Genomic DNA, 16,737 nt, shown 5'->3' on the forward strand with positions numbered 1-16,737 from the left:
GAACAGAATAACAAAGCACAGTATAAAGGTTCGTCTCAAAATCATAAACGGTTAACCGGTTTATTTAACCGCTATTTTGCCCGCTTCGGTATCATTTATCTTGAGAAGAAAGGATGAAAGATCCACCTTTGATAAAAGAAAAAATAATGGTCATGGCGACCAAAAAAAATTAAAGAAAAGATAATGAAAAAGTTGATCCTAGTTTGTATTTGTTCTGTTTTAGCATCTACTGGTGCTTATAGTCAGAGTATGATGAAAAATATTGTTAAACGTCTAAGCTTTGGACTAAAGGGAGGGGTAAATTACAGTGATTTTACCGATGCCAATTTCGAAACAGAAGGTCTTGTTGGTTTCCATGCGGGCGCGATTGTGAATTTCAGGATTTCGGACAGTTTTTCTGTCCAGCAAGAATTTCTGTTTTCTACTCAGGGCGCAAAAACCACCAGCAGTACTTTTGGCGGGCAGGATATCAAGCTGTATTATGCAAGTGTTCCTGTTCTACTGAAATATAAAACCAAGTTCGGATTATATGTTGAGGCCGGAACCCAGGTTGGTTTCCGTGTAAAGGAAGATCTTCAAGGCTTAAACGGTAGTGATTTTTCCAAAAAATTAGATATTGGTGCTGTAGGCGGCATCGGCTTCCAAACAAGGAGCGGCTTTGGTGTTGGGGCAAGGTATATTGCCGGACTACAGAAAGTAGGCGATTTTAAACTGGGTAATATCAGCCCCGATCTGAAAAACAATGTTGCCCAGGCGAGCTTATTCTATATGTTTTAGCCCTAACTATAATTTAAACTCAGTTTTATACCCATTAGAAAACGGTTGCTACCCTAAGCAGCCGTTTTTTTTTGAAAAATGTAACGCATGTGGTGGATACCTTTGCGTTTAACGTTGATCACAAAACTCACCAGCTAAGATAACTGTAAAAAAAAGGCACCGAAATTTTCGGTGCCTTTGAATGTTGCGCTGTATTTAAAATTAATTTAAATCAAAACGGTCTAAATTCATTACTTTATTCCAGGTGGCTACAAAGTCTTTTACGAATTTGCCTTGTGCATCTGCACTTGCGTATACTTCTGCAATTGCTCTTAATTCTGCATTAGAACCGAATACAAGATCTGCACGGGTCGCCGTCCATTTTGGCTGACCAGTTAGGCGGCTGCTTCCGATATAAAGTTCTTTATCTTCTGCAACAGCTTTCCATGCGGTTTCCATATCTAATAAATTTATAAAGAAATCGTTGGTAAGCTGACCTGGTCTTGTAGTTAAGACACCGTTTTTAGAACCGTCGAAATTGGTATCCAGTGCACGCAAACCACCTACTAACACCGTTAATTCAGGTGCTGTTAAAGTAAGCAACTGGGCTTTATCAATCAGGAATTCTTCTGTAGAAACGGGAGATTTTGATTTACGGTAGTTACGGAAACCATCTGCAGCTGGCTCTAAATAACCAAAGGATCCTACATCGGTTTGTTCTTGCGAAGCATCCATCCGGCCTGGCGCAAAAGGTACTGTAACTGAATGTCCGGCGGTGGCGGCAGCTTTTTCTACTGCAGCAGCGCCCGCCAGTACAATTAAATCGGCTAAGGAAACTTTTTTGCCATCAAATTGTGCTGCATTAAATTCATTTTGAATCCCCGCTAATACGCCCAATACTTTTTGTAATTGTAGGGGATTGTTAACAGCCCAATCTTTTTGTGGTGCCAAACGGATCCGTGCACCATTAGCGCCACCGCGCTTATCAGAACCACGGAAGGTTGAAGCCGAAGCCCAGGCGGTAGCCACCAGTTCGGCCACACTCAATCCTGAAGCCAATACTTTTGCTTTTAATGCGGCAATATCACTTTCGTTGATCAATGCATGGTTAACGGCAGGTATTGGATCTTGCCAAAGCAATTCTTCCTGTGGCACATCTGGTCCCAGGTAACGCGCCAAAGGCCCCATATCGCGATGCGTTAATTTAAACCATGCCCTTGCAAATGCATCAGCAAACTGATCAGGGTTTTCTAAGAAACGTCTCGATATTTTTTCATAAGCCGGGTCGAATCTTAAAGAAAGATCGGTGGTCAGCATCGTTGGCAGGTGTTTTTTTGATCCATCAAATGCATCAGGAATAATGGCGGCTGCATTTACAGCTGTCCACTGATGTGCACCCGCAGGGCTTTTCGATAATACCCATTCAAATCCAAACAAGTTTTCGAAAAAATTATTGCTCCATTGCGTTGGTGTTGTGGTCCAGGTGACTTCTAATCCACTTGTAATCGTATCAGCACCTTTGCCAGAAGCATAACTATTGTTCCATCCCAAACCCTGGTTTTCGATACCAGCGGCTTCAGGCTCTTTGCCTACATGATCCGCTGAAGCTGCGCCATGGGTTTTACCAAAGGTGTGCCCACCCGCAATTAATGCCACAGTTTCTTCATCATCCATGGCCATGCGACCAAAAGTATCGCGGATATCTTTAGCGGCAAGAATCGGATCCGGGTTTCCGTCCGGTCCCTCTGGGTTTACATATATTAATCCCATCTGCACTGCTGCAAGTGGTTTTTCCAAATTACGGGAGTGCACATCGCCATCGGCATCATCATCGGTAACCACTACACCATGTGCTTTATCTACTCCGTCAGATCCGTGTGCATAACGAAGATCGCCACCCAACCAGGTTGTTTCTGAGCCCCAATATACCGATTCATCAGCCTCCCAAACATCTTCGCGCCCACCGGCAAAGCCAAAGGTTTTAAAACCCATCGATTCTAAGGCAATATTACCGGTTAAGATCATTAAATCTGCCCACGAAATTTTGCGCCCGTATTTTTGTTTAATTGGCCAAAGTAATCTGCGAGCTTTATCCAGACTCACATTGTCTGGCCAGCTGTTCAGCGGCGCAAAACGTTGTAATCCGGCACCAGCACCACCACGGCCATCGCCCACTCTGTAGGTTCCGGCACTGTGCCATGCCATCCGGATAAATAAACCTCCATAGTGACCAAAATCTGCCGGCCACCAATCTTGCGAATCGGTCATCAGCGCATGAAGATCTGCTTTTAATGCTGCTAAATCTAAACTTTTAAAAGCTTCGGCATAACTAAATTCAACATCCATTGGGTTGGATAAGCTGGAATGCTGGCGTAAAATACTCAACTTTAACTGCTTGGGCCACCAGTCGCCATTTCTGGTACCACCACCACCTACATTACTCTTCATGCTGCCGTTATGAAACGGACATTTGCTAATATCGTTCGATTCTTTTTCCATATATCAATTTGTTAGTAAAATCCGATCCGTTGTTAAAACTTTATCAGATTATTATAAATTTAGAGAATTGAAAGAACTAATCACAATCATTTAATTCTATAATGGAATAGTTAGAATCTATTACTATGCTATATCAGCAATTTAGGAGGATGCCAGGGCTTTGATTCATAAAATTTAACCTTATGTTAACCCTTCCTTAAAATAAAAAAGCTCCATTAAGTATTTAACTTGGGGTATGATGAAACTGGCTTTCTCAGAATATTCCCAGAAATTTCTTTTTCTTTCCGCTCTTTTTCCTGGCTTTTTCCGTTTCTTTTACTTGCTGCGTCCATTGCATTTTTGCTTTCCGGATACTGTCTTCCCTTGCTGTTTGCAGCGCTTGTCTGTATTGCTGATTTGCGATTTCAAATGGCGACCGGTATGGGGTTGCCGGCAAGGCGGTAAGAACATTGTTTTCTGTCTTAGTTAAGCTGTAAACTACAAAGGCAACAACTAAGGTGCAGGCGGCAGCGTAGCCTAAAAAAGCCTTTCTTGGCGCATGAATGTAATTTTCCTGGTGATATTCACCAGTCGAAATATTGTATTTTATTCCAGCCTTCAGGGCCAGGGGTTTTAATGTGGCCAGCTCTTTTTCAAGTTTTTCGTTCTTTTGCTGTGTCTCAGCATATAAGGCGCCATAATGGAAGGCTTCATTGGGTATGGTGTTTTCTGTGCGCCCAATGTCTTGTGATGCAGACAATAGCCCGGCAGTAACTGCCTTCTGCAGTTCCATTCCATTGGCATACCGTTCAACTGGATTCTTTTGCAGGCATCGCCCGATCAGCTCGATCAACCAGTGGGGTACCTGCATTTCCGTATGCAGAATATCGTCCTGAAAGGTATTTTCCAGATTGCTTTTACGCAGTAACATGGCATCCGGGATTTCCTTTTCAAGATGTGATATCATGACCGTATTGCGGGCGGTATCACCTCCCCCTTCGAGTGGAAAAGGAACCTGCCCGGCCAGGAGTTCATACAGAATGATACCGTAACTATAAATGTCTGTCTGTAGCAGCATTTTTCCTTCATGCTGTTCCGGTGCCATAAATTCTACTGCCCCGGCATGGCGAATGCTTGTTCTGCGCTGCTCTTCACTCATAATGGCCAGGCCAAAATCCAATAGCACGTAATTGGCGGTCTGCATATTGTACTTTACATTATTGCTTTTAACATCGCCATGTTTAACCCCAAACTGATGACAGTGTGCAAGTGCTGCAGCCAGTTGTTCCGCAACTTTCAACAGTTCTTTAACGGTGAAAACTTTTTGATGCGGAGGCAATAGCAGTTCGCTAAGTTCGGGGCCTTCGATGTATTCCATTTCTATATAAGGAAAGGATCCGCTATCGGTGATCCCCGAACTGAGTATCTTCACCACATTCGGGCTGGGATGGGTATTTACCTGCTGCAGCTTATTCACTTCATTGAGAAAATTCCGGTAGTTTTTATCGGTCTCATCTTCCACGTAGATCGGTGTAGGAATAAGTTTGATGGCAGAATAAACCGGCCCCATGCGCATTCCCTTGTAAACAGATCCCTGCCCACCGGTTTTTAATGCGCCCAGGTTTTGTAGCCCTTCTGCAATTGTAAAAATTTTACTCATGATGCTGCGGCTTAAAACTAAACTCCAATACGACCGATTCTCCTAAAATAATCTGATCTCCCTCGGCTAATTCCTGCCCGATCTGGGTAGCATGGAGTTTTACTGTCTTTTCGGTAAGCGCTGAACGCAGTTTAACCTTATTGCGGGGTGGTATTCCACCTTCATCTGCAAAGATTACAAATTTGGCTATGCTGGCATCCCATTCGATGTGCGCATGCTGTCTGCTGATGTACTTATTTCGTTCATCATCACTTTCTGATGGGAATGCAATGTGGTTGGTGCGAAAATAACCTTCATCAGACTGTGCCTTTTCATCTCTGCCGATATTGTATTTTCCACCCGCTGAAGTTATTTCGTAGACTGGCTGTAAAGTCTTGCCGCTAAGTGCTTTCAGGTAGGCTTTTGCCTGTTGCTTAACAAAATGGGTTTTGGTTTTCACCAACAGGGCTACCGGCAGCTGCTGCATTTCTACCGCGTCGTCCGGAAAAGCTTCATCGAAAGCAACTGTGAGCGACCAGCCCGAGGGCAGATCCAGGGAATAGTCATCGCTGGTGCGTTGTATCTCATTTTTTAATTGATCGGGATCCTCGGTAAACACGGCAGCTTCATACACATGGCGCTCCGCAGGGCTGCAGTGGATAAAAATACCCAAACCTTTGATATTTGCGCCTTCCCCGCCCTCCGCTTTTTGTAATTCCTGTTTTACAAATTGTAGTAATGCGTGCCTGATTCCCTTCACATCATCGGGATGTTCCCCACTTGCGCTTTTGAAGAGGTCGAATATCATTTTCATCTGTATATTTTGTTAGTGCTTTGCTATTGTATTTTAAATCATGTTGATGTTCCCAATTGTGGTGAAGCCACACCATCTATAGATTTGAGTTAAAATGCTTCATCCCTTCAATTAAGTTCCGGTACAGGTGCATTGTTATCCGTTTTGGCCGATGGCACAATACTTTTGATATAGCCGCCCTCTTTTAAAAACGGGATTACATGTCTGCCGGCCAATCGTACAGCGTCCGATGATCCTTTGGTCGCCTCAATTCGTATACAGACTACAACATGACCATTGCCCGTTGCAGTCGGTGCAAAAAATACATACCAGCCATCATTAATCTGCTGTTTCTTCCAGATCCGCTCCGGCGTACCTGTTTTACCGGCAACGGCCAGTCCAAGCGTTTGCGCTTTTGGACTGCTTTGTTTGATCATATACTCCTGCATCAGCCTGGCGTATACCGGATTGTTTACCAATTTCGTACCAGTTTTTATCGCCTGTGGCTGATCGCTTACTTTAAGTACAAACCTGTTTGCAATCATGTTTCCGTTATTTGCAATCCCGGCAGCCAATCTTGCCACTGCCGCTGGGGTTGCAATAAGTGCGCCCTGCCCCCAAGACATCCCCGAAATTCCCTTTGCCCTAGTCTTTCGGATATTGTTGGGATCATACTTTGGTTTGGTATTAAATTCGGTTCTGCGCCAAAGCTGTTTCCATTTTTCTTCCTGTGCTGCGTTTTCGCCGGGTTTATTGTAATAATATCCTCCGGCCCCATGCAGGAACATGCCTGTTTTTAAGTACAGTTCGCCCATGTTTTCCTGCAGCTGCTCCTGGTTTGCAAGTTTGATGAAATAGACGTTGTTGGATTTCACCACCGCCCGTTCCAGATCGATCCATCCCGTTTCATCCGGCTCGATACCTTTTGTTCGGATACGCTCCCAGGAGGCCACCTGGTATTTTTTTTCGGCAGCGGCCATGCCCAGTTTATTGAAGGATGCCATGGCGGTAATCAGCTTAGCGGTTGAGCCTGGCTGTGTGAAATTAGTAAAGCCAAGGTCTGCGGTCGTTGTCCACCCCGAAAGCTGGTTCTGTTCTGCATTGGTCATGGTCAACCGTTCCCAATCATGTATGGGTGGCAGCGGATATACGGCTGAAGTAAGGACATCACCAGAACCTGCTTCCATGATCACTACAGAAACGCGGTTATCCGATAGTGATGTATCCCGGGCAATTGACTTTTGTATTTTGGTCTGCAGGCCGGCATCTATTGTTAACTGTACATCGCGGTTTTTATTTTTAAAATCTTCTACTTCTTTACTGCTGATTCCGGCAAGGAGTAAGGGAGAAAGTGCAGCGTAATCTTTTTTAACGACCGTCATTTCCTTCACTCCCCGTGCAAGGAAACGGTTTTCGCTATATCGCTTGGCAAGTACGGTAAAGCTCTTTACAGGCAGTTTAAAGCCGCGGAGTTCGGCTGCGTGTTCATAATCTGCAAAATAGCCGTTAACACTTCCGTTAAATATGCCTGAATTGGCATCGCCTGTCCAAAAAAACAGTTGTTCTTCGAAAGGATAATACCGGTCTAAACGCTGATGTACCGCAGAATCGAGATTGTAATTCGGGATACCTGCACCAATGAGCTTAAAGTGTTGCGCCCTCACACTGTCAACGTTGCTGGTTGCCATTAAAATCCCCTTGCGGTCGTGTATGGTTCCGGCTTTTAAACGGCTCATCAATATTGCGATACGGGGATTGTAACTGAACATTCTCGCGCCGCTACGGTCGGCTACCAGGGCCGGCTGTACAACCCATTTCCGGTTGTTCAGCACATAACCCGCTACATTAGCGCCTAATAAAAGGATGCCCAAACAGGCAGCAATTAAGGCCGGCACCAGGTTTTTGTCCTGCGCTTTGGCGATATACTGCATTTGTACTTCGCTGCCCCTGACAGCAGATACCGACATTAAAAATCCGGCGGCTAAAAAATTGAGTACAAGTGATGATCCCCCATAACTTTGAAAGGGTAAGGATACCCCCGATAGCGGTAGCGCTCCCGTAGAACCGCCTGCGATGAGCAGGAACTGTACAAAGGTGGATACGCCGATCCCCGCACTTAAATAAAAGAGAAATGGTGATCCGGTCCTCCTTCCGATAATAATGGAGCGGTGCAGGTACAACAGGAACAGCAGGAAGATGCATAACATACCCGTTAATCCAAATTCTTCACCTATTGAAGGTAAGATCATATCGGTATGTGCTTCAGGAATGGTTTTGGCAAAGCCCTGGCCCACGCCCTGGCCGGTTGCGCCACCTGTAGACATGGCCCACAGGCCATTGGCCACCTGGTCGCCGCCATAAACCTCATTGTTCCAGGCATCCTGCCAGATTGCTTTCCGATCTCCCAGGCGCTGTACCGGCCCGGGGAAGACGCGATCCAGATATGGAATCTGATCAATCGTTAAAAAAGCCGACATGATCACCAGCACCATAATGGCTGACTCACTGAGCTGCCTGCGCCCGAAAAACATCAGCGTACCAACCAAAAGCAAGGTAATTCCGGTGGATATCCATATGTTTTCAAAAATCCATGAGGCCAATACGTACAACACGATAGCGCCTGCCATGAACATAAAATCGCCCCGGGAGAATGAGAATAGTACAATAAAGGTGAAACAAACCACCATCGCAGGACCAAGGTCTCCCAATATCAGAAATAACATGAGGGTCAACAATATGGCCAATAGGGCAAAGGAGAAAAATGACCATCTTTTTTTCCAGCTCATATATTCACTGATCAGTTTCTCGTTTACGGCAAAAAATCCTGCCAGAAAAAAAATGATCAGATACTTCACCACTTCACTAGGCTGAAATCCGAACAGGTTTACCTTTACGCCACTTCCTTCCGGCCCGGTTCCAAACAGGATAGTGAGTGCCAGTAATCCAATGGCAGTAAAGGCCCAGGGCCAGCCGTTTGCGGCTGATTGGATGTTTTTAAATAACAGCAGGCGATAAACCCAGGTATCGGTATTGAAGCGGCGCAGTTTAATGCACAGCATCAATAAAATGGCCCCGAAACCCATCAGCAGGTATAGAAGGGAATCTTTAGCTAAAAAACGGTCGCGCAGCGGATCCTGCAAACTCAGCAGCATCAGGAATGATATGCCCGTAAGCATCATCACTACAGGCAATATGACCTGATCGACCGTACTGAATTTCCATGACAGGATGAGGTGGAGCAGTAAAAATCCACCAATCAGGCTTCCGCAGATGATCATAAACCACTTGTTGAATTCTTCGGGTGTTCTGATGATCAGTGATTTTTCCTTTTTAAGGATATTGAAGTCCCTGGTAGAGAAAAGTTTTATTGTATGTGGACGCTGTTCAAATGTGAAAACCGTATTTTCATCAAGGTCTTGTACGCCCTTTGAGGCGCCAAACTGAAAACCTGGTTTTAAAGGCAATATCTTGAATGCCTGGTGGCCGGGCAGGTTGGCAAAAGTGAATTCTCCCGCAGTACCGGTACGGGCATAGGCGGTAAGCTGCAGTAATTTCCGTTTACCGGCCGTATCCAAAGTATAAACCTTTGTGATGCCATTTGCTTGTTCAGTTATATTTTTAATGGTTTCTGTCGGCTCGTCGTTGTAAATACTGTCCTGCGGCAAAATCATTTCCAAACGGACCAGTACACCTGGCGCTGCCTTATTATTTTCTATGATCTTCCCACTGATACCATGCTCACCCAGGGCGAGATTTACCCTGGAGGGATACGGACGGGGTTTATTTTGCTCCTGATCGAATTTAAGCGAATCATCACCCGTATAACCGAGCAATGCCCGTGATGCCAGCACCCTAGCTTTAAATGATCTACCGCCTTTTGCAAAGGCCTCTTCTGCAGGTAAAAAGTACCTGCGTTTGTTCACTTCGCCGATGTTGTCGAGTTGCCGGGTATCAGGTGTTGCAGATGCAATGGTTTTTTCGATCAGATCAATGTCGCGCTGATCTTCGAAATAATAGCCTTTTTTAAGTAAGTTCGCGATATGTCCGGCAGGTTTTTCGGCATTCAGGTTGACCATCGTGCCAGCTTTTAAGCGTGGCGCAACTTCTGCAAATCTGGGCTGAATGATCGCGTATAACTGATAGAAGAAGAGCGCGAGAACGGTTGCGGTGGCTAATATGAAGATCCTTTCCTGAACCCGGCTCACTTTGGCAGTTCCTTTATTCTGTTCCATTTTTTGAATCTGCGGTTTTAGGGGTATTATCTTTTAGTGGATTAAGCTTCATCAGTTCTGCATTTACCGGTTTCCGATCAGGAAAATGGATGCTGTTTTGTACAGGGATTAAACAATTGGTGAAAGTGACATTTTTGAGTAACAGTGCCTGGTTTGAAATGGCGATAGCAGTAGCGAAGCCCTTAAACTGCAGGCTGTCCAGCTTCATTAGCCTGGATGGAGCCAGCATCGTGATGGCTGCACCTTTGTATCCACTATCCGCTTGCAGCACAATGCCATTCGCGACAACATACAGGGTGTCTTTCCGCAGACGTAAAGTGTCGCTGATCAAGACCGGACTTTTAAAAATTGAGTCGGATAGTACCAGGGTATCCCCCAGGCTATGGTCAAATGCATCTTGTAGTAACTGCTCCTGGCTATTTCTCACTTTTTGTTTTGGTGATGGATTTAGTGTTGAAACAGGGGCTGCTGCGTGCTGGCGCTGCAGGTACATCCATATGGTGGTGCCCAGAAGGATGAGGCATAAAATAACGAGCGCGGTGAACCGGTAATTTCTTTTGGGCGCTGCATGAGTTGCCGGTTCTGGATTTTCAGGCGGCCGTATGCTCTCATTTCTTTCTGCTCCTACTACTGCCTGGGCCTGTTGTCTATAGTCTGGCCTGGTGGGGTTTACCTTTTGAGGCGCTTTGTTGTTCTGCAGCAACACAACGGTGATGTTGTCACGACCGCCATTTTCATTGGCAAGCGCGATGAGATTGCCTGCTTTTTTAGCCAGTGTATCTCCCTGGAGAAGCAGAGTGGTAATATCCTGCCTGTTTACCATATCGGTCAGCCCATCACTGCATAATAAGAGGAGATCGCCCGGCAGGAAAGGAGATTGACCGGTTTCAATATAACTCTCATCGGTCGCGATCTGATCACTGAAACCGATCGCCTTATTAATTTCATTGCGTTTTGGATGCTGCATGGCAGCGGCCTCATCTAATCTTCCCGAATCTTCCAGAAAACCCACAAATGAATGGTCTTTAGAGATTTTGATCAGCGATCCGTCCCGTAGCAGGTATAACCGGGTATCGCCAACGTGCGCATAATAAAATTGATTGTGCTCAATATCCGCAATTACCATAGTAGCCACGCAAGCCATTTCAGAAAGGTCTGTTGCGGTTTGCTTTTTGGCCACGATCATTTCATTGGTATTCCTGAACGCCCTGATCATCTGTGATATTGGATCGGCTGGACGACCGGAAAATTGCATCGAAATCTGTTCGGTTGCAATACCTGCTGCTACCTCGCCGCCATGATAGCCACCCACGCCATCTATTACAGCTGCCAAAATCAACTGATCGCTGGTGAGGGACTTAACAATAAAGCTGTCCTCGTTGTTGTCTCTGGATTTGCCGGTGTCTGTGAGGCCAAAAAAGTGTTTATCCATTTTTATTACGGGAATTTTTAATGTCTTTAAAATGAACGATCATCAGCGCAACGACCAGTGCTAACAATAAAATTGACAGAAGTTGCGACATATGTTAGGATTTAAATAGGTTTATACCGATGATACCGTTGAGCAACATCCTGGAGTTCAGCGGCAAAGAAACCCATTGTGGTGAATTGATTTCGCTGCGTGGTACCAACACCTCGTTTAAAGTAGTAAGTTCGCCGAGAGAGGCTAAATAGAAATTACCGTCTGTTTTGTTGTAGCGGATGTGCAGGTGTGGTGAATTGGCCCATTCTGAGGCGATCTTGAAAATATTGGAATCTTCACGTTCGTCATCGTTTCCGGAAACGATGGTATCTTCTGTTTTAATCAGGAACTCGATTTTTTTGCCTGAAAACTGCTTGTCGGGTATGATGGCTTCCAGCCGGCCAATAACAGCCTGGTCATGGGAAGTATTGGTATTACCATCAACATATTCCAATTGCGCATCGTAGGGGATTTCCATATAACCTTCGCTGTAGTAAGTAAAACCCTTTAAAATGTCGTTGTTGATATCGAATGTCTGCGCAATACCGGTCTGGCGGGGAATAAATGTTACCCGCAGATTTTCCGATTTCTGATTGTTGTCAGGCAGCAGTTTTCCGATAAAACCCTTATCGCCCCTTGCGTAATCCGGATGTGATACCAACCGGAATACCCATTTTGAGCCGGATGGTTCCACATTTTTCCCGGCTTGCCGGTGTTCCCTTAAAATTGCATAGAATTTTTTGACTGTTTCCTGTACAATCAACCCCAAAATCCCCTGCTTATTATCTATAAATTCACGGTAATCTTCAGCGTTGAAGGTGATAATAAATTCATGATAAAAAACGATGCGATCGGCAAAAGATAATTCCCTGATAGACTCCTTAAATTTATCCACGATAAAGCTGTAGATGGTTTCCGGAGTGAGTTGCGGTGCTTTTTGGCCACTGCTCTTGTTTTCATCGGTTAGAAACCAATCCTGAATACCAATACGCTGCCAGAAATTTGATTTTGTTTCCATAAGTTAGGGTGCCTATGCGGCGGTTAAGGGCAATTGTTTTTTTTAAAAAATTAAAACTGTACAGGGCTAACTGAAGTATCAGGGTTAAGGTCTTCTGTACTATCGGCAGCTTTATCTCTGGCTTTTTTGATCTCCGCGTTAATTGCACTATCCACCATCCGCTTTGTTGCCGCTGCTTCAGCCAGCTTCCGCTGCTTCGCCAATCTCTTTCTTTCCTGCGCTGTGGTATCAACTGCCGGTGGGATCGAATCAATGGGCTGTACAACTTGTTGTGCCTGTGGCTTGCTGCCAAACTGGGAATAACCCAGGAAAGCGATCAATCCGATAATGGAGATGATCATCAGGGCAAACGCAAAATGAGGCAACAGTATGCCTTTTCTTTCCGGGGCCTGCGCTATACTTTCTAATGCCGATACCTGTTTGCGGAGCGCTTCGTTCTCCGTTTTGAGCAGATCTATAGCTGTGTTGTCTATGGGTAAAGCATTGCCTGATAAGCTTCCGCTAAGCACCGCTTCATGCAAGGCCATTCCATCGCTGTACCTCAGCATAGGATCCTTCTGCAGGCATTTCCCGATCAGTTTCAGGAGCCAATCCGGAACCTGCATTTCCTGAATTTTCTGTTCCTCGGTCCAGCCTGTGGGTAGGTTTGCCTGGCGCAGACCCACTACATCAGGCACTTCGCTCTCCATATGACCGATCATTACCGAATTACGCCCGGTATCGCTATTTCCAGGCAAGGGAAAGGGAACCTGACCTCCAAGTAATTCATATAAGATGATGCCATAACTGTACACATCGGTTTGCAGAAGCATTTTGCCTTCATTTTGTTCTGGCGCCATAAACTCCACCGCACCTGCATGCCGGATACTGCTTCTACGCTGCTCCTCACTCATAATGGCCAGTCCAAAATCCAGTAGTACATAGTTGGCTGTGTGCAAATTGTATTTAACATTATTGCTCTTCACGTCGCCATGTTTTACCCCAAGTTTATGACAGTGCTCAAGGGCAGCAGCCAGGTGTTGTGCTACTTTTATAATTTCGCTTAGCGTAAAGATCTTTTGGTGAGGGGGTTGGAGCAGCTCGCAAAGGTCAGGCCCTTCTATGTATTCCATTTCTATAAATGGGAAGGATCCGCTTTCGGTTATGCCGAAACTGAGCATTTTTACCACATTCGGACTGGGATTCTCATTTACCTTAAGCAACTTTGCTACCTCGTTTTCAAAATTGCGGTAATTTTTATCATCGCGGTCCTCGGTGTATATTGGCGTAGGGATTAATTTTACTGCGGAGTAAATGGCACCTATGCGTTTCCCTTTATATACCGATCCCTGTCCGCCCGTTCGCAGCGCTCCTAAATTCTCCAGCCCTTCTGTAATTGTAAATACTTTACTCATATTTCTCCTAGTAACAATTATAGGGATTTTTTGTTGCCAAATAATAATTTAAATGTGATCGAGGCTTCAGTTTCCTATCTTATTCACGAAGCCATTATTGTGCCAGAACCCAGGCTGGTAACGCAACAAATCATAGTGCGAACGCTATTCCCACTAATTCTGCCATTTCTTTGTTGTGTTCTCTAAAAATTTCTGCCAATTTTCACAATTTCTTGCTTTTCCTGAAAAATCATTCGCCAAAGTTTTGGCTGTCACGCGCTCACCGATTATGATTAGGTTTCTATGTGATTCGTGAACTTTTTATTCTAACTACCTTAGCTAGAAATTAATGGATTTATGGTTCAAAGCGGTGGGTCCGAAACTTTCGTAGTCCGACTCACCACTTAACCACCTCGTATATGTGTTATCTCGTCGAAAAAGCCCACCAAACACAAAATCCCACAAATCAATGATTTGCAGGATTTTAGTTTTTATCACTAATTTCTGATACTGATTCCAGTGGATTGAGAAGATCATAGTCGAACACCTTGACCTTTTTCGATAGCCTTAAATTTTGAATAATTAGCTAAAATTAAATTAAGGTTTGATCTGCAACAAGGGAATAAAAGCATCCCTTATTGCAGATATAATCTATTTTTTCCAATGATGTGTTTATTGCATTTCCAGGTAATTTAGTTATACCAGATGATGGGTCTCCATTCTCTGTTAAGTCCCATTCAGATAGTACTGCAGATTCGGCTCTAACAACTAAAAGCCAATTCTAGGATATTGAAGATTACTATCAGTTTTATGGATGGGTAATCACGTCTCCCTTCAGATAAGTTTCCAAATGATCTAATGAAGCGCCAAAACCTTGTTGCATACTCTCGTTCAGTCCGATAAAACCTTCAATCTCTTCAGCTGTTCCGTTCACAGGTACTCCCGTCATCGTCATTGTGGTCTTTCCGTTGGTTTCCTCGAATTTGAAATCATAAAGAATTTCCATTGGGAATTTAATCGGAAAGGGAGGTGGAATAATATTGATTTCTTCATCAACAAATGCAAGCCTGAAAACTAATTTAGAGAAAGGATTAATTTCGGTATATAAAAATCTCGCATAATTTACCTGGCCATGTCCTTCCATTTTATAATGGAAGATGCCTCCTACTTTAAAATCCAAACTGATGACCGTGTTTTTCATTTGCACAGGGCCCCACCAGGCATTTAAAGCTTCGACATTGCTGAAAGCGTTAAAAACTTGTTCCTGAGGAGCATCGAAAGTTCTCGTAATAATTAAAGTTTCATTTTTCATAAGACTATTTTTGGGTTAATATCATTTGCAAACGATCGAACATACTGAACCAACTTTGATAAGCCCCGGTGTTTTTTGCCTGGGCTTCATCAACCGTTTGATGAAGTGTGAGTTTAGTTTGATTTCCAACCGGCTCGAATGTAACTGTTGTGATAATAGTTTGTGGCCAATCTTCTGGTTTTGAGGCTGCGTTGGCATTTACAACTTCGCCCCGTTCGTTAGAAAGTGTCATAGTAAACACTAGTTTTTCGGGAAATTTAGCCTCGAGATAATCTCCGATGATCCAACAGTCGCCATGTACAGGATCGTGGATACAGGAATGAAATCCACCGCCTTGTACAGCATTAATCCATTTAAACGCTATGGTGCAACCGCTGGGTGCATACCAATGCTGAAGTTTTTCAGGATCTGTCCACGCGTTAAAAACCAACTCTTGTGGTGCATCAAACAGATGTGTAATTAATAATTCTTTACTTTTCTCCATTGTTTTTAGCTTTAATTTCTTTTAAAAAATTGTCTAATCTGTCAAATCTGGAATTCCATTGTTTTCGTGATTCTTCAATCCAATTGCTCACTTCATTTAGCTGGTCTAATTTTGCTTCGCAAAATCGTTCCCTTCCTCGCTGGTTAATGGCAACTAATCCACAGTCTTCCAATATTTTTACATGGAGAGAAACGGCTTGTCTGGTCATATCGAATTTTTCGGCAATCGCATTTACATTTAGTGGCTCTTTGGATAACATGCCTATGATATGCCTTCGGGTTGGGTCGGCAATCGCTTGAAATACGTCTCTTCTTGTTTCCATAATACGCAAGTATATGCTTGCAAATATAAGCGCAAGTATTTACTTGCGCAAGTAAATACTTATTTATTTTTGAAGTCTAAAAATTGTCAGTTGCTCTGGGGTGAAAATAAGGCTTGACGTATAAATGAAACCTTTTAACCTGAGTTCGATAATTATTTTTAAGAAAATTGTAATCATGCCAGTAAATACTTATATTTAAGTATCTGAAATTCAAATATTTAACTTTACAAAAAGCATGATTACATACGATAAAGTTACCGATATTCTCTGCATAGTTGACGAATTCTACAAGAACTTTGAGCGAAACACTAAAAACTTCATAATTGGAAGAGTTTCCAGACACCCACCTATAATGTCCGACAGCGAGGTTATTAGCATTTTGTTATTATTTCATTTAAACAATTGTATTTCCTTATCATCCAATAGTTTTAAAAACTCTATTTGGTCTTCGTTAAATTTTCAGATATGTATACGCTGTCAGCCATAATTACCATTTAAGGAATCAAAAGCCCTAAAAAATGGGTCTTTTAATTCTTCGATTGGTAAATAATTACAATATTTTAATTATTAGGGTTTACGAACGATTAAGTACGCTAACCCTGGATCATATCAGGTTTGTTTATTTAAAAGCGGATATTATGCAAAAGAGAGATGTTGATAATGAAGAAGAAAGGTTGTCTAATTTATAAAAAGAAGGGGGAATTTCAATTCCCTTTTGTGGAGTAGAGGGGGGTTCAATCGAACCATTTGGTAAGTTATTAAAGCTGTTTAGGTCAATAAAGTTAATAGTGTGATCGAATGTTTGTTTCTAGATTACAATATCAATTAAAAAAATCTAATTATCATACAAATCCTATAAGCCGGCACC

12 protein-coding genes are annotated in these 16,737 nt (G+C 43.6%); 2 read left to right on the plus strand and 10 right to left on the minus strand.

The window, feature by feature from the left end:
• The first annotated feature begins 183 nt into the window (after positions 1–183).
• Entirely contained in the window at positions 184–777 is a 594-nt protein-coding gene (locus QF042_RS22530; RefSeq protein WP_307532413.1) for a porin family protein, read from the plus strand.
• A 201-nt stretch (positions 778–978) separates the two neighbouring features.
• Here the strand turns inward: QF042_RS22530 and katG are convergent, their stop codons facing one another.
• From katG to QF042_RS22580, 10 genes are all read right to left on the minus strand, one after another.
• Entirely contained in the window at positions 979–3,255 is a 2,277-nt protein-coding gene (katG, locus tag QF042_RS22535; RefSeq protein WP_307532414.1) for a catalase/peroxidase HPI, read from the minus strand.
• A 253-nt stretch (positions 3,256–3,508) separates the two neighbouring features.
• Complete coding sequence (locus tag QF042_RS22540) at positions 3,509–4,894, minus strand: serine/threonine-protein kinase (protein ID WP_307532415.1); 1,386 nt, start codon at positions 4,892–4,894, stop codon at positions 3,509–3,511.
• On the minus strand, positions 4,887–5,687 hold the full coding sequence (locus QF042_RS22545) for an FHA domain-containing protein (RefSeq protein ID WP_307532416.1): 801 nt from the start codon (positions 5,685–5,687) through the stop codon (positions 4,887–4,889). Before QF042_RS22545 ends, QF042_RS22540 begins: the two co-directional genes overlap by 8 nt.
• 107 nt (positions 5,688–5,794) lie before the next feature.
• On the minus strand, positions 5,795–9,898 hold the full coding sequence (locus QF042_RS22550; RefSeq protein WP_307532417.1) for an FtsW/RodA/SpoVE family cell cycle protein: 4,104 nt from the start codon (positions 9,896–9,898) through the stop codon (positions 5,795–5,797).
• Positions 9,885–11,330 (minus strand): PP2C family serine/threonine-protein phosphatase, encoded by a 1,446-nt coding sequence (locus QF042_RS22555; protein ID WP_307532418.1) that lies wholly within the window; start codon positions 11,328–11,330, stop codon positions 9,885–9,887. The genes QF042_RS22550 and QF042_RS22555 overlap by 14 nt, the downstream gene beginning before the upstream one ends.
• A 94-nt stretch (positions 11,331–11,424) precedes the next feature.
• Positions 11,425–12,378, minus strand: coding sequence for a hypothetical protein (locus QF042_RS22560; RefSeq protein WP_307532419.1), 954 nt, complete (start codon positions 12,376–12,378; stop codon positions 11,425–11,427).
• 50 nt (positions 12,379–12,428) lie between these two features.
• On the minus strand, positions 12,429–13,772 hold the full coding sequence (locus tag QF042_RS22565; protein WP_307532420.1) for a serine/threonine-protein kinase: 1,344 nt from the start codon (positions 13,770–13,772) through the stop codon (positions 12,429–12,431).
• A gap of 787 nt (positions 13,773–14,559) precedes the next feature.
• Positions 14,560–15,063, minus strand: coding sequence for an SRPBCC domain-containing protein (locus tag QF042_RS22570; RefSeq protein WP_307532421.1), 504 nt, complete (start codon positions 15,061–15,063; stop codon positions 14,560–14,562).
• Between the two features lie 4 nt (positions 15,064–15,067).
• Positions 15,068–15,547: an SRPBCC domain-containing protein gene (locus tag QF042_RS22575; RefSeq protein ID WP_307532422.1), complete on the minus strand. Its 480-nt coding sequence runs from the start codon at positions 15,545–15,547 to the stop codon at positions 15,068–15,070.
• Positions 15,534–15,869, minus strand: a complete 336-nt coding sequence (locus QF042_RS22580) for a helix-turn-helix transcriptional regulator (RefSeq protein WP_307532423.1) — start codon at positions 15,867–15,869, stop codon at positions 15,534–15,536. Before QF042_RS22580 ends, QF042_RS22575 begins: the two co-directional genes overlap by 14 nt.
• Before the next feature lie 518 nt (positions 15,870–16,387).
• Here QF042_RS22580 and QF042_RS22585 point away from each other — a divergent pair.
• On the plus strand, positions 16,388–16,558 hold the full coding sequence (locus QF042_RS22585; protein WP_307532424.1) for a hypothetical protein: 171 nt from the start codon (positions 16,388–16,390) through the stop codon (positions 16,556–16,558).
• The last annotated feature ends 179 nt before the right edge of the window (positions 16,559–16,737 follow it).

Source organism: Pedobacter sp. W3I1, assembly GCF_030816015.1.
Taxonomy (GTDB): domain Bacteria; phylum Bacteroidota; class Bacteroidia; order Sphingobacteriales; family Sphingobacteriaceae; genus Pedobacter.

What these genes read in the sequence shown, in the direction of transcription:
- QF042_RS22530 (WP_307532413.1), top strand. Translation starts at nt 184, where the DNA reads ATGAAAAAGTTGATCCTAGTTTGTATTTGTTCTGTTTTAGCATCTACT.
- katG (WP_307532414.1), bottom strand. Translation starts at nt 3,255, where the DNA reads ATGGAAAAAGAATCGAACGATATTAGCAAATGTCCGTTTCATAACGGC.
- QF042_RS22540 (WP_307532415.1), bottom strand. Translation starts at nt 4,894, where the DNA reads ATGAGTAAAATTTTTACAATTGCAGAAGGGCTACAAAACCTGGGCGCA.
- QF042_RS22545 (WP_307532416.1), bottom strand. Translation starts at nt 5,687, where the DNA reads ATGAAAATGATATTCGACCTCTTCAAAAGCGCAAGTGGGGAACATCCC.
- QF042_RS22550 (WP_307532417.1), bottom strand. Translation starts at nt 9,898, where the DNA reads ATGGAACAGAATAAAGGAACTGCCAAAGTGAGCCGGGTTCAGGAAAGG.
- QF042_RS22555 (WP_307532418.1), bottom strand. Translation starts at nt 11,330, where the DNA reads ATGGATAAACACTTTTTTGGCCTCACAGACACCGGCAAATCCAGAGAC.
- QF042_RS22560 (WP_307532419.1), bottom strand. Translation starts at nt 12,378, where the DNA reads ATGGAAACAAAATCAAATTTCTGGCAGCGTATTGGTATTCAGGATTGG.
- QF042_RS22565 (WP_307532420.1), bottom strand. Translation starts at nt 13,772, where the DNA reads ATGAGTAAAGTATTTACAATTACAGAAGGGCTGGAGAATTTAGGAGCG.
- QF042_RS22570 (WP_307532421.1), bottom strand. Translation starts at nt 15,063, where the DNA reads ATGAAAAATGAAACTTTAATTATTACGAGAACTTTCGATGCTCCTCAG.
- QF042_RS22575 (WP_307532422.1), bottom strand. Translation starts at nt 15,547, where the DNA reads ATGGAGAAAAGTAAAGAATTATTAATTACACATCTGTTTGATGCACCA.
- QF042_RS22580 (WP_307532423.1), bottom strand. Translation starts at nt 15,869, where the DNA reads ATGGAAACAAGAAGAGACGTATTTCAAGCGATTGCCGACCCAACCCGA.
- QF042_RS22585 (WP_307532424.1), top strand. Translation starts at nt 16,388, where the DNA reads ATGGGTCTTTTAATTCTTCGATTGGTAAATAATTACAATATTTTAATT.